The sequence below is a fragment of the Nocardia inohanensis NBRC 100128 genome (assembly GCF_001612945.1).
Taxonomy (GTDB): Bacteria; Actinomycetota; Actinomycetes; order Mycobacteriales; family Mycobacteriaceae; genus Nocardia; species Nocardia inohanensis.
In genome coordinates this window covers 30852-50308 of sequence record NZ_BDBK01000019.1, presented here as the reverse complement: position 1 = coordinate 50308, position 19457 = coordinate 30852, and the positions used below count along the sequence as shown (strand labels likewise).

Sequence of the window (19457 nt, the reverse complement as noted above, 5' to 3'; positions counted from 1 at the left end):
GCGTGATTGCGGGGAGTTCACCACTACCCTCGTAGACATGACTTCAGCGGCACCGGTTTTCCGGACCAGACGAGTGGTGACGTCCCGGGCGGGGGGCTTCTCGCAGGCGCCCTACGATTCGTTCAATCTCGGGGATCACGTCGGGGACGATCCGGAGGCGGTGCGGCGCAACAGGGTTCGGCTGGCGGAGAGCATCGGGCTGCCGTTCGAGCGGTTGGTGTGGATGGAGCAGATCCACGGGCGGAACGTGGAGATCGTGGACGGTCCGCGATCCGAGCCGGTGCCCGCTACCGATGCGCTGGTGACCACGCGGCGCGATCTGGCGCTGGTGGTGCTGACCGCCGACTGCGTGCCGATTCTGTTGTCGGATGACGAGGCCGGGGTGATCGCGGCGGTGCACGCGGGGCGGATCGGGGCGCGGATCGGGATCGTGCCGCGGGTGCTGGAGGCGATGGTTTCGGTGGGGGCGAAGGCCGAGCGCATCGGCGCGTTCCTCGGACCGGCGGCCAGCGGTCGCCAGTACGAGGTGCCCGCCGCCATGCGCGCCGATGTCGAGGCACATCTGCCGGGGAGCGCGACCACCACGGTGAAGGGGACGCCGGGGCTGGATCTGCGCGCGGGCATCCGCCGGCAGTTGGAGGCGGCGGGCGTGGCGGCGGTCGCCATGGATCCGCGCTGCACCATCGAGGACAAGACGCTGTTCAGCCACCGCCGTGGCGCGCCGACTGGAAGACTCGCCGGTGTGATTTGGATGGCATCGGAAGGATCCGCAGAATGACCGAAAACGGGGTCACCGCAAGGGGTTCCGACGTGGCGAACGAGGCGCAGGTCACTATCGGCGAGGGACGGGCCGGGCAACTGGCCGCGTCGCTGCGGGCGCTCACCGAGCGTATCGACGCAGCCTGCCGGGCCGCAGGGCGTAGTCCTGATGAAGTCCGGCTGCTGCCGGTCACCAAGTTCCATCCGGCTTCGGATATCGAGATCCTCTATGGCCTGGGGCTGCGCGAGTTCGGCGAGTCCCGGGAACAGGAGGCTTCGGACAAGGTGGCGCAGTTGCGCCACCTGTCTCGAGTGCGCTGGGAATTTATCGGTCGGCTCCAGCGCAACAAGGCGAAATCCGTTGCACGCTGGGCAAATACGGTCTATTCGGTCGATTCCGACCGGTTGGCAAGCACCCTGGACGCCGGTGCGAAAGCAGCCCTCGAAGCGGGCGAGCGCGACACCCCGCTGCGGGTGCTGCTGCAAGTCAGTCTCGATGCCGACCCGGCGCGCGGCGGCGCCTACGAAGCGGAATTGCTGACCCTCGCCGATCGGGTCGCCGCGGCCGAATCGTTGCAGCTCGGAGGCTTGATGGCGATCCCGCCGCTGGATGCCGACCCGGACGCCGCCTTCGAGCGACTCGCCCGGCTGCACGGTTCACTTCTGACGGCACATCCCCAGGCCACAGAGCTGTCGGCGGGTATGTCAAACGATTTGGAGGCCGCTATCCGCCACGGATCCACGTGCGTGCGTGTCGGAACCGCGTTGATGGGCGCGCGACCGATAACCTCGGCGTAGCAAAGAAACCTCATCAGTCACATTTGAAACATATGCTTGTTGGCAGACGAGGGCTGAGCAGGACAACACCCCAGGCCAACCGGGGCCGAAGGAAGGTCGACCAGATGAGCACGCTGCACAAGTTCAAGGCGTACTTCGGGATGGTTCCGCTCGAGGATTACGAAGACGACTATGTCGACGATCGTGGCGTGAGCGGGCCGAGCCGGAGCGCCGACGAGCGTGGCCAGCGTCGTGCCCCCCGTTCCTACGCCGATCGCGAGTACGACCGGTACACCGACGAGCGCTACGACGACGAGCCGGCGTACGCCGAGCCGTCCTACAAGGCGCCGTACAAGCCGGCCTACCCGGTCTCGCGCCGGGACGACTACGCGGACGAGCGTGAGCGCGGCTACGACGCCGACGATCGCTACGACGCGCCGCGTCGCCCCACCCGGATCGACACCGCGCCCTCCAGCCGCACCCGCACCATGGGCGGCACCGCGCCCACCATGCGCGGCGCGACCCGCGGCGCCCTGGCCGTCGACACCGAGGCCGAGCGGCGCATGGAAGAACTGCGGATGGAGGAGCGCCGGCTGGAGCCGCCCGCCCCGCGCCGTTCGCAGATCTTCGAGGACGGAGGCCCCTTGTCCAAGATCACGACGCTGCGCCCGCGCACCTATGCCGAGGCCGCCATCATCGGCGAGCGCTTCCGCGACGGCACCCCGGTGATCATGGACCTGGTCGAGATGAGCAACTCCGACGCCCGTCGCCTGGTCGACTTCGCCGCGGGACTCGCCTTCGCGCTGCGTGGTTCGTTCGACAAGGTGGCCACCAAGGTCTTCCTGCTCTCGCCCGCCGACGTCGACGTCTCCGCCGAGGAACGCCGCCGCATCGCCGAAAACGGTTTCTACAACCAGAAGTAAGTAGCTGTACCGGTTCGGAAGTTTCGGTTGCGGTGGCGCGTGGGGGCGAGCCGCGACCAAAAGTAAACGGCGGCAACGATAATTGCCGTTCGTCAACGGGGGTTGCGACGTAGTCGCTGTCGCGCGGATGACCGATTCAACGGCCGATTCGACGTGCGGGGGAGCGCATCATAGCGGGGGAATCTTACTGTGACCGGCACGATCCGTGTTTCTGTTTTGCTGATCATGGATTCTGAGGCAGAGTGGTGCGGTGGCCCTCTTCCAGGTGTTGTACTTGCTGCTCTTCGTCTTCTGGCTGTTGCTGATCGCCAGGGTCATCGTCGAGTTCATTCGCAGCTTCGCCCGGGACTGGCGGCCGTCCGGCATCGTGGTGGTCATCCTCGAGGTGATCTTCACGATCACGGACCCGCCGGTGAAACTTCTGAGGCGTTTGATACCCCCCGTGAATCTTGGGGGAATTCGGCTCGATCTGTCGATTATGGTGCTGCTGTTTATCGTCTTCATCCTGATGACGATCACGGGCTCGCTCGGCCAGTCGGTAGCTCAGGTGTGACAGAATGGCACGAAAGAATGCTTGCCCAGATCTACCGCTAGATCTCCATACGAAGCGTGAAGGGATCGTTCCATGCCGCTGACCCCCGCCGATGTTCATAACGTCGCGTTCAGCAAACCACCGATCGGGAAACGCGGCTACAACGAGGATGAAGTCGACGCCTTCCTCGACCTGGTCGAGCAGGAGCTCTCACGCCTCATCGAAGAGAACGCGGATCTGCGTCAGCGCGTCGCCGAGCTGGATGCCGAACTGGCCGATGCCAAGAAGAACCGCGGCCCCGTGCAGGCCGTGAAGGGTCCGCAGGTGCCCGAGCCGGTCAAGGCCGCCCCCGTCGCGCCCCCGCCGCCGATGCCGGCCCCCGTGCCGGTCGCCCCGGTCAAGGCCGAGGCCCCCTCCGCGGACGCGAATTTGCAGGCCGCCAAGGTGCTTTCGCTGGCCCAGGAGATGGCCGACCGCCTCACCTCCGACGCCAAGACCGAGGCCGAGCAGCTGCTCGCCAACGCCAGAGCCAACTCCGAGCGTCTGGTCAGCGATGCCCGCACCCGCTCCGAAGCGATGATCGCCGACTCCCGCCAGAAGGCCGAGGCCATGCTGTCGGACGCGCAGAACCGCTCCGATTCCCAGCTCCGCCAGGCCAAGGAGAAGGCCGACGCCCTCCAGGCCGACGCCGAGCGCAAGCACACCGAGATCATGGCCACCATCACCCAGCAGCGCAGCGTGCTGGAGAGCCGGATCGAGCAGCTCAAGACCTTCGAGCGCGAGTACCGGGTGCGCCTGAAGTCGTACCTGGAATCGCAGCTGGAAGAGCTGGAGAACCGCGGCTCCGCGGTCCCGGTCGACGGCGGCGAGTTCGGTGAGGGCGCCTCCGGCAACGGCGCACTCCTGAAGGGCGGCAAGTAAACTCGTAACTACGGACATCGGTGTCGCATTGCCCGGTCCAGCCGGCCGGGCGGCGCGGTACCTCCACCGCCGCTATCGACACAGCGCTAGGGGTTGGTGCTCTTGCTCGTAGTGACGCTCGTGCTCGCGGCCATCGGCTTCGGCTTGCTGGTAACCGCGCTGACCACCGGTTCGGTGCTCTGGGCGTGGGGCTGCATCGTGGTGTGTGTGATCGGTGCGGTGTTATTGCTGGTGAGCGCGTTGTCGCTGCGGGACGACGATGAAGACGCCGAGTCGCATCCCGGCGGCAGGCACGCTCGGCATTAGGTTTCCGGCAACAGGTTTCGGCAAGCGACCTGGAGCGGCCGGGCCGGGAGAATATCCACTGGACCCGCCCCGCTAGAATCGGACACAGCAGTACGGCGTCGATCCGGCCATCACCGGGGAGCTTTCGGAAGAACGGCGCGCGAGCGCTCATTAGAACCGAACGGGTGAGCCCGTCACAGCTCGCAATGAAGTGGCTCGTCCGCATACGTCTCGTCGCGGCCGGGCAAGCGGGGTGGTACCGCGGTAAAGGCGCACCGAGCGCCGGCATCGTCCCCGTGCCTACCAGGTGAATGGCACGAGGAGACGAGAGGCCCGCGATGGCGGACGAGACGACTACCCGCAATGCGTACCCCCGGGTCGAACTGGCCGCGACCGGCGGCCCGGTGTCGTTCCCGGAGCTGGAGCAGCGCGTGCTCGAGTACTGGAGCGCCGACGACACCTTCCGGGCCAGCATCGAGAACCGTTCCGATGCAGAGGAATTCGTCTTCTACGACGGCCCGCCGTTCGCGAACGGCCTGCCGCACTACGGTCATCTGCTGACCGGATACGTCAAGGATTTGATCCCGCGTTTCCAAACCATGCGCGGTAAGAAGGTCGAACGGCGATTCGGCTGGGATACTCACGGACTGCCCGCGGAAATCGAAGCTGAGAAGCAGCTGGGTATCACGGACAAATCACAGATCGATGCCATGGGGCTCGCGGAATTCAATGCCGCGTGTAAATCCTCGGTGCTTCGTTACACCAACGAGTGGCGTAACTATGTGACCCGTCAGGCGCGCTGGGTCGACTTCGACAACGACTACAAAACCCTCGACCTCGACTTCATGGAATCGGTCATGTGGGCGTTCAAGTCGTTGTACGACAAGGGTTTGATCTATCAGGGCTTCCGGGTGCTGCCCTACAGCTGGTACGAGCAGACCCCGCTGTCGAATCAGGAGACCCGCCTGGACGACGCGTACAAGATGCGCCAGGATCCGGCGGTCACCGTGGACATGGTGCTGTCGGTGCCAGCCGATCACCCGCTGCATCAGCTCGACGGCGCGAACGCGCTCATCTGGACCACCACGCCGTGGACGCTGCCGTCCAACCTCGCCATCGCGGTGCACCCCGATGTCACCTACGCGCATGTCGAGGGCAAGGACGGCAAGCGCTACCTGCTTGCCGCCGAACGGGTCTCGCACTACGCCCGCGAACTCGGCGACGAACCGGCCGTGCTGTCCGAGCATTCGGGTGCGGCGCTGGCCGATTTGCGCTACGCGCCGCCGTTCGACTTCTTCGTGGGTCACCCGAACGCGCACCGCGTGCTGAACGCCGACTACGTCACCACCGACTCCGGCACCGGCATCGTCCACCTCGCACCGGCCTTCGGTGAAGAGGATATGGACGTCGCCTCGGCCGCGGGCATCGAACTGGTGCAGCCCCTGGACGCGGGCGGCAAGTTCACCTCGATGGTGCCGCCGTACGAGGGCCTGATGGTCTTCGACGCCAACCCGGTCATCATCAAGGACCTCAAGGCGGCCGGAAAGCTGCTGCGGCACGAGACGATCGAGCACTCCTACCCGCACAGCTGGCGTTCCGGGCAGCCGCTCATCTATATGGCGGTGCCGTCCTGGTTCGTGGCGGTCACCAAGTTCCGCGATCGCATGGTGGAGCTCAACCAGCAGATCACCTGGGTGCCCGAGCACATCCGCGACGGCCAGTTCGGCAAATGGCTCGAGGGCGCGCGCGACTGGAACATCAGCCGCAACCGCTACTGGGGTTCGCCCATCCCCGTGTGGGTTTCGGACGATCCGGCCTACCCGCGCGTGGACGTGTACGGCTCGCTCGACGCGCTCGAGCGGGACTTCGGCGTGCGCCCGACCGACCTGCACCGGCCCATGATCGACGATCTGGTGCGCCCGAATCCCGATGACCCGACCGGGAAGTCGATGATGCGGCGCACCCCCGAGGTCCTGGACTGCTGGTTCGAATCGGGCTCCATGCCGTTCGCGCAGGTGCACTACCCGTTCGAGAACAAGGACTGGTTCGACGGCTCCGAGGCCGCCGGTATCCCCGGCCACAATCCGGGCGACTTCATCGTCGAGTACAACGGCCAGACCCGCGGCTGGTTCTACACGCTGCACGTGCTGGCCACCGCGCTCTTCGACCGCCCGGCCTTCAAGACCGTCGCGGCGCACGGCATCGTGCTCGGCGACGACGGCCTCAAGATGTCCAAGTCCAAGGGCAACTACCCGGACGTCAACGAGGTCTTCGATCGCGACGGCTCCGATGCCATGCGCTGGTTCCTGATGAGCTCGCCGATCCTGCGGGGCGGCAACCTCATCGTCACCGAGCGCGGCATCCGCGAAGGCGTCAGCCACGCGCTGCGCCCGTTGTGGAACGCGTGGACCTTCCTCCAGCTGTACGCCTCGAAGCCGGGCGCCTGGCGCACCGACTCCACGCACGTGCTGGACCGGTACATCCTGGCCAAGCTGGCGCAGACCCGCGAGGTCATGACCGCGGCGCTGGAGATCAACGACATCGCCGGGGCCTGCGACGAGCTGCGCACCTTCGCCGACGCCCTCACCAATTGGTATGTGCGCCGGTCGCGTTCGCGCTTCTGGGAAGAGGACCGCGACGCCATCGACACCCTGCACACGGTGCTGGAGGTGACCACGCGTCTGGCCGCGCCGCTGCTGCCGCTGATCTCCGAGGTGATCTGGCGGGGCCTGACCGGTGGTCGCTCGGTGCACCTGACCGACTGGCCGGCCGCCGCGGAGCTGCCGCAGGATCCGGAACTGGTCTCGGCGATGGACGAGGTGCGCACGGTCTGCTCGACGGTGCTGAGCCTGCGCAAGGCCCAGAACCTGCGGGTGCGGCTGCCGCTGTCGGAGGTCACCGTGGCCGCCGCCGACGCGGAACGGCTGCGTGAGTTCGCCGATCTGATCGCCGACGAGGTCAATGTCAAGAAGGTCGACCTCACCACCGATGTGGCCGCGCACGGCCGCTTCGAACTGGTGGTGAACGCCCGCGCCGCCGGTCCGCGCCTGGGCAAGCAGGTGCAGACGGTGATCAAGGCGGTCAAGGCCGGCGAGTGGAGTGAGGCCGCCGACGGTACCGTCACCGCGGCCGGGATCGCGCTGCTGCCCGAGGAGTACACCCAGCGCCTGGTCGCCGCCGAACCCGAATCCACCGCGGCGCTGCCCGGCAACAGTGGTCTGGTGGTGCTGGATTCGGTGGTCACCGAGGAGCTGGAGGCCGAGGGCTGGGCCCGCGACCTGATCCGCGATCTCCAGGAGACCCGCAAGTCCCGGGGCCTGGATGTCTCGGACCGCATCACCGTGGTCCTCGACGTCCCGGCCGAGCGGCTGGGCTGGGCGGAGACCCACCGCGAGCTGATCGCCGGTGAAATCCTCGCCACCGCACTCACTTTCGGTGATGCCGGCGTCGAGGCCGCCGAGATCGTGGGCGGGGTGCGGGTGTCGCTCACCAAGGCGTGATCGGGGCGCTTTCGCAAGACTGCCGGGCCCGCCGCTACTGCGGCGGGCCCGGTTTTGCGCTCATGTCGCTGCGCTGGTAGAGGCACCCCCGCCGGTAATATAGCCAACTGCTATGTCCGATTGATCCTTTGTCGAAAGGGACAGGATGCGGGGCAGGCGGTTGGGTGTACTTCTGGTGTTGTTGGCGGCCGGATGCACCGTGCACCAAGGGGATATCGTCGTTCCGGGCACCACGACCGCCGAGGGCAGCAGCGCCGTCGCCCCTCCGGCGCCGATCGCGAAAACCGCGGTCCTCGAAGGCTTCTCGGCACCGGAGTCGGTGCACTTCGCCGGAAACAGGGTGTTCGTGTCCAATATGGGCACCGCCGACCCACAGGTGAAGGACGGCGACGGCTTCCTGTCGGAACTGACTGCCGACGGGTCGGTCGTGGAGGCGAAAGCCCTACCGCGCGAGGGTGATCCGGTCCTGAACGCCCCGAAGGGTATGGCGCACATCGGCAATAACCTCTACGTCGCGGATGTGGATCGAATTGTCGGCTACGACATGGACACTCGCGAGCAGGTGTTCGTGGCGGCCATGGGCAAGGCCGGTCTGTTGAACGACATCGCCGTGCTGAACCCGACGACCTTGCTGGTCACCGACACCATGGCCGCCTCGGTGTATCGGCTCGACCTGGAAACCCGGCAGTTCGCGCTGCTGTCCAAAGGCATGTCCGGGGCCAATGGCATCGCCGTGGATCCCGCCGGTCAGGTGGCCTATGTGGCCGCGCTGGGCGTCGATTTCGGTGGCGGCAACGTCTATCGCCTCGACCTGACCGCAGAGACGGTGACCCCGGTGCGCTTCGGCACCCTCTTCGGCATCTACGACGGTGTGGCGATCCGCCCGAACGGCGATGCGGTTGTCTCCGACTGGGTTTCGACGCCGGGTGACGAGCCCGGCGCGGTCACCGTCTACAGCCCGGACGGCACCGCCTCGGCCGCCGTCGCCACTCCGGTCCCGCTGCACGGCCCCGCCGACGTCGCCCTCGACCCGGACGGTCTGAGTGTCTGGATCCCCGCCGTGGCCGACAACCGGGTGGTGCTCGCCGCACTCCCGGCGATCGCGGCGTGACCTGGATCTCGAGACACGCCCGGTTTGTTCCCCTTGTGGCCAGTGTGGCAGATGCGATAGAACAGCTAATTGATAGCAATCGAGTTGTTCACCGCATTACCTGATGCAAGGGACACGTGCATGACACGCAGACTGCTACGCCGATTATCCGTACTCATACTCACTATCACCGCACTGACGACGTCAAATGCTATTACGTCCGGCTTGGTCTCGGCGGACTCCGGCTCCGCCTCGGGATCCGCGTCCGGAAGTGCGAGCGGTTCCGCTTCCGGCAGCGCCAGCGGTTCGGCGAATCTCCCGCTAGCCAGTCCGCGTGCCATGGCGGCCCTGGGTTTGGCCACCACGCAGACCGGAAAGCCGTATCTGTGGGGCGGCACCGGCCCGGACGCCTGGGACTGCTCCGGGCTGGTGCAGTGGGCCTTCCGCAGCGTCGGCATCGATATGCCGCGCACCACCTGGCAGCAGGCCGACGCCGGACTCGAGGTCCCCTACGGCGCACTGCAACCCGGCGACATCATCATCTTGAACGGCGACGCCTCCCACGTCGGCATCTACGCGGGAGGCGGCAATATTCTCAATGCCCACAGTCCGGGTGTGCCGGTCGGTCTCACCCCGCTGTCGGACTTCGATATCTACGACATTCGCCGTTTCTACTGAATCTCGTTACTCCACAACCAGTTCCACCGGGATATTGCCCCGGGTGGCGTTCGAGTACGGGCACACCTGGTGCGCGGTCTCGACCAGCTGCTTACCGGTCTCGTTGTGCAGATGCTCCGGCAGTTCGACGCGCAGCACGACCGAGAGCGAGAAGCCGCCGCCCTCCTTGGCGTTCAGGCCGACCTCGGCGGTGACCGCGGCATCCTCGGCCTCGATCTTCATCCGCTTGGCGACCAGCTGCATGGCGCTGGCGAAACAGGCCGAGTAGCCGGCCGCGAAGAGCTGCTCGGGGTTGGTGCCCTGGCCGTCGCCGCCCAGCTCCTTGGGGCGCGCGAGGGTCAGATCGAGGATGCCGTCATCGCTGACCGAGCGGCCTTCGCGACCGACCGAGGTGGCGACTGCGGTGTACATGGGGGCCATGATTCCTCCTAGACAGACTTGTCTGTTCACTTGCTCTCCGAGGGTAGACAGATCTGTCTGCTATCGTCAACAGGGAAGTTCCGATTCGGAAGGAAGTGCAGGTCAGCGATGAGCGAGGCTCGTGAGCGTCTGCTCGACACCGCCACCCGGCTGTTCTACGCCGAGGGCATCCACACGGTGGGTATCGACCGCATCATCGCCGAGGCCGGAATCGCCAAGGCCACCTTCTACCGGCATTTCAAGACCAAGGAAGACCTCGTCGTCGCCTACCTGATTCGCGAGTACGAGCGGCAGCGCGGCGTGCTCGAGGCGGTGCCCGGCGGCGGAATCGACAGCATCGTGCTGATTTTCGAGCGGCTCGGCGAACTGAGCTGCGGGCCGGGGTTCCGGGGCTGCCCGTTTCTCAATGCGGCCGTGGAGTTTCCGGATCCCGGCCACGCCGTGCGCAAGGTGGTCGACGACTACCGCGCCTGGTTCCGTGATCTGATGTCGGATCGGCTGATCGCGGCCGGGCACCCCGATCCCGGGCAGACGGCCCGGGCGCTGCTGCTGACCCGCGACGGGGTGGCCGTCAGCGGCGGGGTGGGCGATGCGGAGACGGTCCGGGCCGGGGTGCGAACGGCACTGTCGCACTTGGCATCCCGCTGACGCTTGATCAGCGCGGACGTAGTCCGTCCAGCACGTTCTCGATGAGCGCGGGGGACTCGGCGACGTCCGCGACCCCGAGCAGGAACCGGAAGTACACCGGGCCATAGAGCAGCTGGATCATGGTCGCCGGCGGCAGGTCGGCGCGCAATTGCCCGGCGGCGATGGCGGTTTCGAGGCGGCGGCGGCATTCGGCGGCGCGCGGATCGATAATGGTCGCCCGCACGGCGTCGGCGAGGCGCGGATCGGTCTGCGCCTCGGCGATCACGCCGCGATAGACCCCGCCCACGTCGCCCGCCAAAGCCGTTGCGAGCCCGGTGATCTGGGTCTTCAGGTCGGCCGCGATATCGCCGGTGTCGGGGAAATCGGTGGTGGTGCCGAGCTGATCGTTGATGGTGTCCAGCGCGAGCGCGCCCTTGGACGGCCACCACCGGTAGATGGTCTGCTTACCGACCCCGGCCTGCGCGGCGATCGCCTCGATGGTGAGTTTGCCGTAGCCGTTGCGCACGGCCAGCTCCCAGGTGGCGTCCAGGATGGCCTGATGGGAGCGCGGGCTGCGCAATTCGGGATTTGGCGGTGGGGTCACGGGGTAGAGCCTAGCCTAGAACGAGACGCAACGTCTCGTCTTGACAGTGGCTCGAACTCGCGGCTAGCGTCAGGAGACGAGACGGACCGTCTCGTTCGCTCAGGTCGATCCCGCCCCGCACCATCGTCGAAAGAAGCCGCCATGAGCACGCCCGCCGAAACCTCCGCCGCCCGCTTCGAGCGCGGCCTCACCGTCCTCGATCAGGTCGGCGGGCCGAACGGCCGCGCGGTCGTCGAATCGCTCGCCGATATCGCCCCCGACCTGGGCCGCTATGTCGTCGAATTCGGTTACGGCGACATCTATTCGCGCACCGGCCTCACCTTGCCGCAGCGGCAGATCATCAATGTCGCGGCCCTCACCGCGCTCGGTCACGCCGCCCCGCAGCTGCGCTGGCATATCGACGGCGCGCTCAATGTCGGCGTCACGCCGGCCGAGATCGTGGAGATCATCGTGCATACCGCGATCTACGCCGGCTTCCCGGCCGCGCTCAACGGCCTCACCGTGGCGCGCGCCGCCTTCGCCGATCGGCCCGAGGCTGGAAACCCGGTGTCCGACAGCGCGGTCCGGCCGGAGGAGACCACCGAGCAGCGATACCGGCGCGGCGTCGCCAAGCTGGCCGAAGTGGACGGCGACGCGGCCGACCATATCTTCGCCGCCCTCGCCGACGTCGCGCCCGATCTCGGCCGCTACCTCATCGAATTCTGCTTCGGCGACATCTATTCGCGGCCCGGCCCGGATCTGAGGACCCGCGAGCTGGCCACCGTCGCCGCCTGCACCGTCCTGGGCACCGCGGGCCCGCAGCTCCGCGTGCACCTGCACGGTCTGCTCAATGTCGGCGGCACCCGCGAGGAGGCCGTGGAGACGATCATCCAGATGGCGGGTTACGGCGGCTTCCCGGCCGCGCTCAATGCGATCGCCGCGGCGCGTGAGGTGTTCGGTGAGCGGAAGGACTGATGAGCAAAGGCGTGAATGACCTGTTCATCCGATTCCGGGATCATATATATCTCAGATATTGATATGCGGTTCTCGAAAGCTGGTGGGGTAGCTGAGCATTCGCTTACCATTTGCCGCGCGTATCGGTGAGTGACGGGAATCGGATGAACCACGAAGCGACAGCAGCGGACTCGACGCGCGCTCCGGCGATCTCCGGGCGCAGGATCGCGGGCGCGAGCTTTATCGGCACCGCGATCGAGTATTACGACTACTACATCTACGGCACCGCCGCCGCGCTCGTACTCAACAAGCTGTTCTTCCCCACCCTGTCGTCCTTCGCGGGCACCCTGGCCTCGCTGGCCACCTTCGCCATCGGGTTCATCGCCCGCCCGCTCGGCGCGGTGATCTTCGGTCACTTCGGCGACCGCATCGGCCGCAAGGCGACACTGGTGGTGTCGCTGCTGCTGATGGGTTTGTCCACGGCTGCGGTCGGGCTGCTGCCCGGCTACGACACGCTCGGCATCGCCGCACCGCTGCTGCTGGTCGTCCTGCGCGTCTTACAGGGCATCGGCCTGGGCGGCGAATGGGGCGGCGCGGCACTGCTCTCCGCCGAGCACGCTCCGGCGAATCGGCGCGGGCTGTTCGCCGCGGCGGCCCAGATGGGCGCGCCCGTCGGATATTTCGTCGCCACCGCCGCGTTCTGGGCCCTGTCGAGCTGGCTGCCCGACGCCGCGTTCACCTCCTGGGGCTGGCGGGTTCCGTTCCTGCTGTCGTTCGTCCTGGTCCTGGTCGGACTGCGAATTCGATTGCGGGTGGCGGAAACTCCGGCTTTCGCGGCGCTGGAGGCGGACCGGGCAGCGCACCGGGCCCCGCTGGCGGATGTCATCCGGCGCTATCCCCGGGAACTGCTGCTGGGCGCGGGCGCCATCGTGGTGTCCTACGTGATGTTCTATACGGCGGCGACCTACTGCCTGACCTACACCACCAAGACCCTGCACATCGCGCGAAACACCATGCTGGGCATCACCTTGATCGCGGTCGTGGTGCTGGGCGCGACCACCTTCCTGGTGGCCCGGCAATCCGACCTCACCGGCCGCCGGGTGCTCATGCTCGGCGGCGCGGCCTTCGGTGTGGTCTTCAGTCTCATGCTGTTTCCCTTGCTGGACACCAGGAATCCGGTGTTGATCACCCTGGCCCTCTCCGGCGCGATGCTGTGCATGGGCATCGTCTACGGCCCGCTCGGCGCGTTCCTGCCCGAACTCTTCGGCACCGATGTCCGCTATACCGGCGCGGGCATCGCCTACAACCTCGGCGGCGTACTCGGCGGCGGCATAGCGCCTTTGGTGATCGCGCAGCTCGGCGAGAGCCGGGGCTCCGGGGCGATCGGCTGGTTCATGAGCGCGATGGCGCTGCTCTCCCTGCTGTGCATCGTCGCACTGCCGGAGACGCGCCATCGCGATCTGAACCGGGTCTGATCAGACGCCGACCGCCTCCTCCATCTCCTCTTCGGCCTCCTCCGAAGCCGTTTGCCGCGCTTCGGGATTCGTGCCGATCGCCGCCGGGCGCTGCTCGCGTTCCCGCAGCGCGGCCAGGCCGATGAGTGCGAAACCGGCTGCGAGCCAGGCGATCAGGGTGGCGACGTGGCCGGTGAATCCGGCGCGGCCGAAGTAGAGCAGGCTGCGCGTGCCCTCGACGAAACCGGCGCCGTTCCAGAAGGAGTGCAGGACGCCGAAGAAGTCGTGCTGTAACCACGGGCTGTAGACGCCGCCGGAGGAGGTGAAGTTGAGCATGACGAACAGGATCATCATGACCAGGGTGGTCCAGCGTTGCAGGAAGGTGTGCAGCCCGATGCCGATGGTCAGGATGCCCGCCGAGTAGATCCAGGACATGGCCCAGATGCCGGCGTAGTCGTGGTCGATGATGTGGAAAACCGGTCCGGCCAAGGCGATTCCGATCAGGCTCACGGCCAGCGAGGTGCCGATGGCGAACATGGCCCGGATGCGCATGGGCAGGCCCGCTCCGGCCGCGCCGATGGCGGCCACGCTGCCGTACGAACCGATGGACAATGCCACGAGCAGGAAGAACAGGCCCTGCGCGGTGGGGTCGCCCGAACTCGGCGGGGCCACATCGGTAATGGTCAGCGGCGTGCCCTGCTGGGCCGCGACGGGCGTGAAGACCAGTTCGGTGGCCATCGCGGTGGTATCGGATCCGGCCTTGGCGACCAATAGTTCGGGGTGCTGCGGATCGGGAAGGTAGGCCCCGGCGAGCTTGCGGTCCATCAGTTCGCCCAGCGCGGCGTCCCGGCTGGGCAGGGTGACCACGTCGAGTTTGTCGCCGCCCTTGTCCTTCAGCGTCTGCGCGAGCACCTTCACCTGCGGCGCGTCACCGACCACCGCCACCGCGAGGTGATTGGGTTCGGGCTGATGGAACGCGCCGAGGTAGGCGAGCCCCATGCCGACGCACATGAGCAGGGGAGTGAGCAGGTGGGTGGCGACATGCCGGATCTGATGCGAGGCCATGGAATCTCCGAACAGTTGGTAAATGCAACTATATGAGGTTGTACTATACAACTATGAGTGGCGAAGCGGTATTCCCAGGGTCACGCACCGACGCGATCGAGGTGATCCAGCGCGAGCTCACCGCCTTCGCGCGCCGGGCCCGCGGCCGCGCCGCCGAACTGCATCCCGAGCTCTCGCTGGTCGCCTCCAGCGTGCTGGATCTGGTCATCGAGCGCGACGGCTGCCTCGCCGCCGACCTGGCCGGGCATTTCCACCTGGACAAGTCCACCGTCAGCCGGCAGGTCTCGGCGCTGGAGCGGCTCGGTTACCTGGTCCGCGAGGTCGATCCGGGCAATCGGCGCAATCACATCCTGCGGGCCACCCCGCCGGGCCGTCGCATCGCCCGCGATGCCGCCCGCAGCCGCGCCGCCGCCTTCGCCGAACGCTTCCAGGATTGGGACGATGCCGATGTGGACCGGCTGGCGGGGTATCTGGTCCGCTACAACGCCGCCGACGAATGACCCCCCCGTCATTCCGGCACGCTTTTAGCCGGAATCCATCTGCTCACTATGGATCCCGGCTGAAAGCATGCCGGGAAGACGAGTGGGGCCGGTGCTCATTCGCCTACACTGAGCCCGTCTCGCCGGTCGGGGCGGGACCTTCCGCTGGAAGGTGAGCGCCCATGTCCGATGGGTCGAAAGCTGGTCGTCGCGGAACCCGCTCGCTCGGGGCGGTGCTGCTGCTACTGCTCGCCGCCGGTTGCGGCAATGCGAGCAAGGACGCCGACAGTGCCACCACGGGCCACACCGGCAGCGGTTCGCCGGGCACGGTGAGCAAACCCGGTGCGCTGGAGGGCTTCTCCACCCTTCACCGACACCCTGCGCGGCATCGTCTATCGCCTCGACCTCGAGGCCAAGAAGTTCGAACCCCTGGCCACCGGGATTCCGGGCGCGAACGGGATCGCCTTGGACGGCACCGGGAAAACCGCGTACGTGGTCGGGGTCGGCGGTGATTTCACCGGCGGCGATCTCTGGAAGCTCGACCTGGTCCAGAGTCCGGTGACGCCGCAGCGGGTCGGTGCGGTGCACGGGGTCCTCGACGGTATCGCCGTGCTGCCCAGCGGTGATCTGGTCATTTCCGATTGGACCGGCCAGGGCGACACCCCCGGCGCCGTCACCGTCCATCGCCCGGACGGCACTTTGGCCGCCACCGTGAAGTTGCCCGAGAACCTGCACGGCCCAGCCGATTTCGCGATCGATCCGGCCGGCAAGAACCTCTGGATTCCCGCCATGCCGGACAATCGCATCGTCATAGTCCCGCTGCCCTAGGCGATTACGCGTCCGGCAGCTCCAGCCCCGCGGCCAGCACCGGCCACGATCTGCGCAGCGCGTCCTGCCAGTACCCCCACGAGTGCGTGCCCGCCTCGCTGATCTCGAAGGTGGCCGGAATCTGCAACTGCTCCAAGCGAACCTGCATGTTCCGCGCGCACCAATCGCTGGCCGCCTCCAGCACGCCGCCGACCAGCAACTGCTGCATCAGCCCGCCGTCATTGGGCCCGAGCGCCCGCACATCGGTGAGGGTGTCGTGCCGGCCCGGCAACCCGCTGCCGTTGGAGATGTAGAGCCCGAGCCCGCGCAACCCTTCGGCATGCACGTACGGATCGTTCGCCGCCCACATCGGATCCTCCGGCGGCCCGTACATATTCGCCGGATTGCCGCCGCCGATGGAGACCACGAGCTCCGCGAACTGCCGCCCGATCGGATCGCTGATCTGCGCACAACCGCTGTAGGCCGCCACCGCGCGATACAACCCCGGCTTGGCCAGCGGCAATTGCAGCACCGAGGTGCCCGACATGGACATGCCCGCAATGGCATTGACCCCGTTGGTGCCGAGCGCTCCGTCGATGATGGGCGGCAGCTCCTCGGTGAGGAAGGTCTTCCACTTGTTCACCCCGAGCTTGGGATCGGAAGTCTGCCAGTCGGTGTAGTAGCTGAACGCCCCGCCGATCGGCATCACCACGTTCACGTTCTTGTCGGCGAAGAACTGCACCGAATCGGTATTGCGCTTCCAGGTCGCGGTGTCCTGCCCGCCGCCCGCGCCGTTGAGCATGTACAGCACCGGCCGCGGCTGCGAGGCGTCGGCGGGGCGCTGCACCTCCACCCGCACCTCGGTGTTCATCGCCGCCGACCGCACCCGCAGCGTCAGATTGTGCGCGTCGACGATCTCGAAACCGGTGATGGCGGAGCCGTCTTCGGAGACCGGGGTTCCGGCCAGCGTGGCACTGCTGGTGATCGGATCCTTCGGCGCCGCGCCCGCCGTACCGGCAAAGAGCGTGGACGAACTTCCCAGCAAACACACCGCTGCCGCGAGCGCCGAGGCTCGAGCACCATATCCACTACGCAAGATCCAAACCCTCTGTACATCCACGACGTGATTCGAGAGACCTAATCGCGAATCCGCCATGAGTGTTTCAGATTTGCCCGGATCTTGGGACGACTCATAGGTGGCATCCGGCCCATGTGTGCCGGGCCACCTTCCTGATCAGCGGTTCTGGTCCTCGACGATGCCGCGCAGCAGCGGCCCGTACTCCGGATGCGCCAGCGCCGAAGCGAATTGGGCCACCAGATAGTCGGCCGGATTGCCGGTGTCGTACCAACTACCGCGAATCACCTGGCCGTATACCGGATTAGCGGCGGCGAAGATATTGATGGCATCGGTCAGATACACCTCGCCGGTGCGATGGGTGTACCAGTTGTCCACCTGCGCACGCAGTTCGGCGATGATGCCCGGCGTCACCACGTAACCGCCGATGGCGGCGTACGACGACGGCGCGTCCGCGGGCTTGGGCTTCTCCTTCAGCCCGCTGATCCGCATCAGGCCCTCGCCGACGGTGTCCTCCACCACCGGCACGCCGTAGCGCTGGGATTCGGCCGGATCCATCGGCATCAGCGCCAGCACGGGCGCATCGGTCTTCACGTAGGCGTCGATGAGCTGCTGGGCGCGCGGCACCCCGGCCACGAACACGTCGTCGGGCCAGAGCACCAGCATGGGTTCGTCGCCCAGATTGCGGGCGGCGTTGAGCACCGGGGTGCCGTTGCCGTAGGGGCCGTGCTGGTCCAGATAGGTGATGTGGCCGAGCCGGCTCAGCTCGCCGACTTCCTCGACGGCATCGGCGTAGGCGGTCTTGCCGTCCGCGCGCAGCTGCGCGACCAGCGCCGGGTTCGGCCGGAAATGGTCCTGGATCAACGACTTTCCGCCACTGACCACGATGGTGATATCGGTGATGCCGGAGGCGACCAGCTCGCGGACCGTGTGTTCGATGACCGGTTTGTCGCCGACCGGCAGCATCTCCTTGGGGATCGCCTTGGTCAGCGGGAGCAGGCGGGAACCGATGCCGGCGGCCGGAATGACAGCCTTGCGAATCGTCATTACCCGATCATCACACACCGGCGCGAACGTACCTGTCGGTAGCCGCGCGTAGATTCCCGATTGTGAACACCCCTGCCGATTTCGCGACCGGAGGTATCGCGCCAGGTCAGAGCATTGGTCGGCGCTGGGTGCTGCATATAGACATGGATGCCTTCTTCGCCTCGGTGGAACAACTCACCAGGCCCACGCTGCGCGGGCGTCCGGTGCTGGTCGGCGGCATGGGCGGACGCGGGGTGGTGGCCGGGGCCAGCTACGAGGCGCGGGTGTTCGGCGCGCGCTCGGCCATGCCCATGCATCAGGCGCGGCGGCTGGTCGGCGGCGGCGCGGTGGTGGTGCCGCCGCGCGGTGCGGTGTACGGGGAGCTCAGCGGGCAGGTGTTCGAGGCGCTGCGATCGCGGATTCCGGTGCTGGAGACGCTCTCCTTCGACGAGGCGTTCGGGGAACCGGCCGAGCTGGCGGGGGCGACGGCCGACACGGTGCTCGAATTCTGTGAGGACTTGCGGTCCGCGGTGCGGGAGCGCACCGGATTGGTCGCCTCGGTGGGGGCAGGCAGCGGCAAACAGCTCGCCAAGATCGCCTCCGGGCTCGCGAAACCCGATGGGGTGCGGGTGATTTCCCCGGCCGAACAGCAGGGGTTCCTGGCGGCGCTGCCGGTCGGGAAGCTGTGGGGGGTGGGTCCGGTGACCCAAAGCCGTTTGCGCTCACTGGGTATCGAGACGGTGGGGGCGCTGGCGGCGCTGCCCGAGGCCGAGGTGACCTCGATTCTGGGCAATGCCATGGGTATCGCCCTGCATCGGCTGGCGCGCGGCATCGACGACCGGCCGGTGGCCGAACGCGCGGAGGCCAAGCAGATCAGCGCCGAAACCACCTACGAGACCGACATTCTCACTCTCGCGCAGCTGCGCCCGGCGATCGACGCCATGGCGGCCGCGGCGCACCGGCGGCTCGGCAGTGACGGGCGGGCCGCGCGGACGGTGGTGCTGAAGCTCAAGAAGTCCGACATGTCCATCGTGACCAGGTCGTCCACTTTGCCCTATGCCACCGAGGATTTGACCACCCTGACCGCCGCCGCGCAGCGCTCGGCCGTCGATCCCTCGGAACTGGGCCCGATCCGCCTGGTGGGCGTGGGTTTCGCCGGTCTGTCCGAGATCCGTCAGGAATCCCTGTTCCCGGAACTGGATCAAACCGTGGAGACCGCCGAATCGGTCTCGGAGGAGCCCACTCTCGGCCTCGCCGACGTCCCCGAACCCCCGCCCGTCCCACCGCCGACCCGGTCCTACACCACCCAAATCTGGTATCCCGGCCTCGATGTCGAGCATACGGAGTACGGTCATGGCTGGGTGCAGGGCGCGGGCCACGGTGTGGTGACCGTCCGCTTCGAGACTCGTTCCAGCGGACCGGGTCCGGCGCGCACCTTTCCCACCGAAGATCCGCAGCTGAGACGGGCCGATCCGCTCGGAAGTCTGCTCTGAGACCCCTTT

20 protein-coding genes are annotated in these 19457 nt (G+C 67.1%); 15 read left to right on the top strand and 5 right to left on the bottom strand.

Annotated features, from left to right (window positions below):
• The first annotated feature begins 37 nt into the window (after positions 1–37).
• The 9 genes from pgeF (at position 38) to NI1_RS34680 (ending at position 9465) form a co-directional block, all read left to right on the top strand.
• Positions 38–778: a peptidoglycan editing factor PgeF gene (gene pgeF, locus NI1_RS34720; RefSeq protein ID WP_067830037.1), complete on the top strand. Its 741-nt coding sequence runs from the start codon at positions 38–40 to the stop codon at positions 776–778.
• Positions 775–1557, top strand: coding sequence for a YggS family pyridoxal phosphate-dependent enzyme (locus NI1_RS34715; RefSeq protein ID WP_084524192.1), 783 nt, complete (start codon positions 775–777; stop codon positions 1555–1557). The genes pgeF and NI1_RS34715 overlap by 4 nt, the downstream gene beginning before the upstream one ends.
• 104 nt (positions 1558–1661) lie before the next feature.
• Positions 1662–2459, top strand: a complete 798-nt coding sequence (locus NI1_RS34710) for a cell division protein SepF (protein WP_067830034.1) — start codon at positions 1662–1664, stop codon at positions 2457–2459.
• 250 nt (positions 2460–2709) lie between these two features.
• Positions 2710–3012 carry a YggT family protein gene (locus tag NI1_RS34705; protein ID WP_067830032.1) on the top strand — a complete coding sequence of 101 codons (303 nt, stop codon included), beginning with the start codon at positions 2710–2712 and terminating at the stop codon, positions 3010–3012.
• A gap of 72 nt (positions 3013–3084) precedes the next feature.
• Positions 3085–3912 (top strand): DivIVA-like cell division protein Wag31, encoded by an 828-nt coding sequence (gene wag31 / locus NI1_RS34700; RefSeq protein ID WP_067830030.1) that lies wholly within the window; start codon positions 3085–3087, stop codon positions 3910–3912.
• A gap of 102 nt (positions 3913–4014) precedes the next feature.
• Positions 4015–4218 (top strand): hypothetical protein, encoded by a 204-nt coding sequence (locus NI1_RS34695; protein ID WP_067830386.1) that lies wholly within the window; start codon positions 4015–4017, stop codon positions 4216–4218.
• A gap of 317 nt (positions 4219–4535) precedes the next feature.
• Positions 4536–7697, top strand: a complete 3162-nt coding sequence (ileS, locus tag NI1_RS34690) for an isoleucine--tRNA ligase (RefSeq protein ID WP_067830028.1) — start codon at positions 4536–4538, stop codon at positions 7695–7697.
• Between the two features lie 160 nt (positions 7698–7857).
• Entirely contained in the window at positions 7858–8808 is a 951-nt protein-coding gene (locus NI1_RS34685) for an SMP-30/gluconolactonase/LRE family protein (RefSeq protein WP_067830025.1), read from the top strand.
• A 120-nt stretch (positions 8809–8928) separates the two neighbouring features.
• The gene (locus NI1_RS34680) at positions 8929–9465 is read left to right on the top strand and encodes a C40 family peptidase (protein ID WP_067830023.1); all 537 of its coding nucleotides are present in this window, start codon (positions 8929–8931) and stop codon (positions 9463–9465) included.
• 6 nt (positions 9466–9471) lie between these two features.
• Here the strand turns inward: NI1_RS34680 and NI1_RS34675 are convergent, their stop codons facing one another.
• A complete protein-coding gene (locus NI1_RS34675; protein ID WP_067830020.1) occupies positions 9472–9885 on the bottom strand; it encodes an organic hydroperoxide resistance protein in 414 nt (137 codons plus the stop codon).
• A gap of 108 nt (positions 9886–9993) precedes the next feature.
• On the opposite strand from NI1_RS34675, the gene NI1_RS34670 reads away from it, so the two are divergent.
• Entirely contained in the window at positions 9994–10533 is a 540-nt protein-coding gene (locus NI1_RS34670) for a TetR/AcrR family transcriptional regulator (protein ID WP_067830017.1), read from the top strand.
• Between the two features lie 7 nt (positions 10534–10540).
• Here the strand turns inward: NI1_RS34670 and NI1_RS34665 are convergent, their stop codons facing one another.
• Complete coding sequence (locus NI1_RS34665; RefSeq protein WP_067830014.1) at positions 10541–11116, bottom strand: TetR/AcrR family transcriptional regulator; 576 nt, start codon at positions 11114–11116, stop codon at positions 10541–10543.
• 141 nt (positions 11117–11257) lie between these two features.
• Here NI1_RS34665 and NI1_RS34660 point away from each other — a divergent pair, with 141 nt between their 5' ends.
• Positions 11258–12070, top strand: coding sequence for a carboxymuconolactone decarboxylase family protein (locus tag NI1_RS34660; RefSeq protein WP_067830011.1), 813 nt, complete (start codon positions 11258–11260; stop codon positions 12068–12070).
• 143 nt (positions 12071–12213) lie between these two features.
• Positions 12214–13524 carry an MFS transporter gene (locus NI1_RS34655; RefSeq protein ID WP_067830009.1) on the top strand — a complete coding sequence of 437 codons (1311 nt, stop codon included), beginning with the start codon at positions 12214–12216 and terminating at the stop codon, positions 13522–13524.
• Here NI1_RS34655 and NI1_RS34650 read toward each other — a convergent pair whose 3' ends face one another.
• Positions 13525–14568: a hypothetical protein gene (locus NI1_RS34650; RefSeq protein ID WP_067830006.1), complete on the bottom strand. Its 1044-nt coding sequence runs from the start codon at positions 14566–14568 to the stop codon at positions 13525–13527. It lies immediately after the preceding gene.
• Positions 14569–14621: 53 nt separating this feature from the next.
• Here NI1_RS34650 and NI1_RS34645 point away from each other — a divergent pair, with 53 nt between their 5' ends.
• Together NI1_RS34645 and NI1_RS34640 are read left to right on the top strand one after the other, a co-directional pair.
• Positions 14622–15068, top strand: coding sequence for a MarR family winged helix-turn-helix transcriptional regulator (locus tag NI1_RS34645; protein WP_067830003.1), 447 nt, complete (start codon positions 14622–14624; stop codon positions 15066–15068).
• Between the two features lie 321 nt (positions 15069–15389).
• Entirely contained in the window at positions 15390–15875 is a 486-nt protein-coding gene (locus tag NI1_RS34640; protein ID WP_067830000.1) for an SMP-30/gluconolactonase/LRE family protein, read from the top strand.
• Between the two features lie 4 nt (positions 15876–15879).
• On the opposite strand, the gene NI1_RS34635 is transcribed toward NI1_RS34640, so the two are convergent.
• Entirely contained in the window at positions 15880–16953 is a 1074-nt protein-coding gene (locus NI1_RS34635) for an alpha/beta hydrolase (protein WP_439957334.1), read from the bottom strand.
• A 135-nt stretch (positions 16954–17088) separates the two neighbouring features.
• A complete protein-coding gene (locus NI1_RS34630) occupies positions 17089–17976 on the bottom strand; it encodes a UTP--glucose-1-phosphate uridylyltransferase (RefSeq protein WP_067829996.1) in 888 nt (295 codons plus the stop codon).
• 143 nt (positions 17977–18119) lie between these two features.
• On the opposite strand from NI1_RS34630, the gene NI1_RS34625 reads away from it, so the two are divergent.
• Positions 18120–19448: a DNA polymerase IV gene (locus tag NI1_RS34625; protein ID WP_245663569.1), complete on the top strand. Its 1329-nt coding sequence runs from the start codon at positions 18120–18122 to the stop codon at positions 19446–19448.
• Positions 19449–19457: the final 9 nt, after the last annotated feature.

Bases quoted from the DNA above. Each gene is read 5' to 3' on its own strand.
- NI1_RS34625 (WP_245663569.1), top strand. From the start codon at position 18,120: ATGGATGCCTTCTTCGCCTCGGTGGAACAACTCACCAGGCCCACGCTG.
- NI1_RS34680 (WP_067830023.1), top strand. From the start codon at position 8,929: ATGACACGCAGACTGCTACGCCGATTATCCGTACTCATACTCACTATC.
- pgeF (WP_067830037.1), top strand. From the start codon at position 38: ATGACTTCAGCGGCACCGGTTTTCCGGACCAGACGAGTGGTGACGTCC.
- NI1_RS34645 (WP_067830003.1), top strand. From the start codon at position 14,622: ATGAGTGGCGAAGCGGTATTCCCAGGGTCACGCACCGACGCGATCGAG.
- NI1_RS34630 (WP_067829996.1), bottom strand. From the start codon at position 17,976: ATGACGATTCGCAAGGCTGTCATTCCGGCCGCCGGCATCGGTTCCCGC.
- ileS (WP_067830028.1), top strand. From the start codon at position 4,536: ATGGCGGACGAGACGACTACCCGCAATGCGTACCCCCGGGTCGAACTG.
- NI1_RS34675 (WP_067830020.1), bottom strand. From the start codon at position 9,885: ATGGCCCCCATGTACACCGCAGTCGCCACCTCGGTCGGTCGCGAAGGC.
- NI1_RS34710 (WP_067830034.1), top strand. From the start codon at position 1,662: ATGAGCACGCTGCACAAGTTCAAGGCGTACTTCGGGATGGTTCCGCTC.
- NI1_RS34715 (WP_084524192.1), top strand. From the start codon at position 775: ATGACCGAAAACGGGGTCACCGCAAGGGGTTCCGACGTGGCGAACGAG.
- wag31 (WP_067830030.1), top strand. From the start codon at position 3,085: ATGCCGCTGACCCCCGCCGATGTTCATAACGTCGCGTTCAGCAAACCA.
- NI1_RS34650 (WP_067830006.1), bottom strand. From the start codon at position 14,568: ATGGCCTCGCATCAGATCCGGCATGTCGCCACCCACCTGCTCACTCCC.
- NI1_RS34660 (WP_067830011.1), top strand. From the start codon at position 11,258: ATGAGCACGCCCGCCGAAACCTCCGCCGCCCGCTTCGAGCGCGGCCTC.
- NI1_RS34655 (WP_067830009.1), top strand. From the start codon at position 12,214: ATGAACCACGAAGCGACAGCAGCGGACTCGACGCGCGCTCCGGCGATC.
- NI1_RS34670 (WP_067830017.1), top strand. From the start codon at position 9,994: ATGAGCGAGGCTCGTGAGCGTCTGCTCGACACCGCCACCCGGCTGTTC.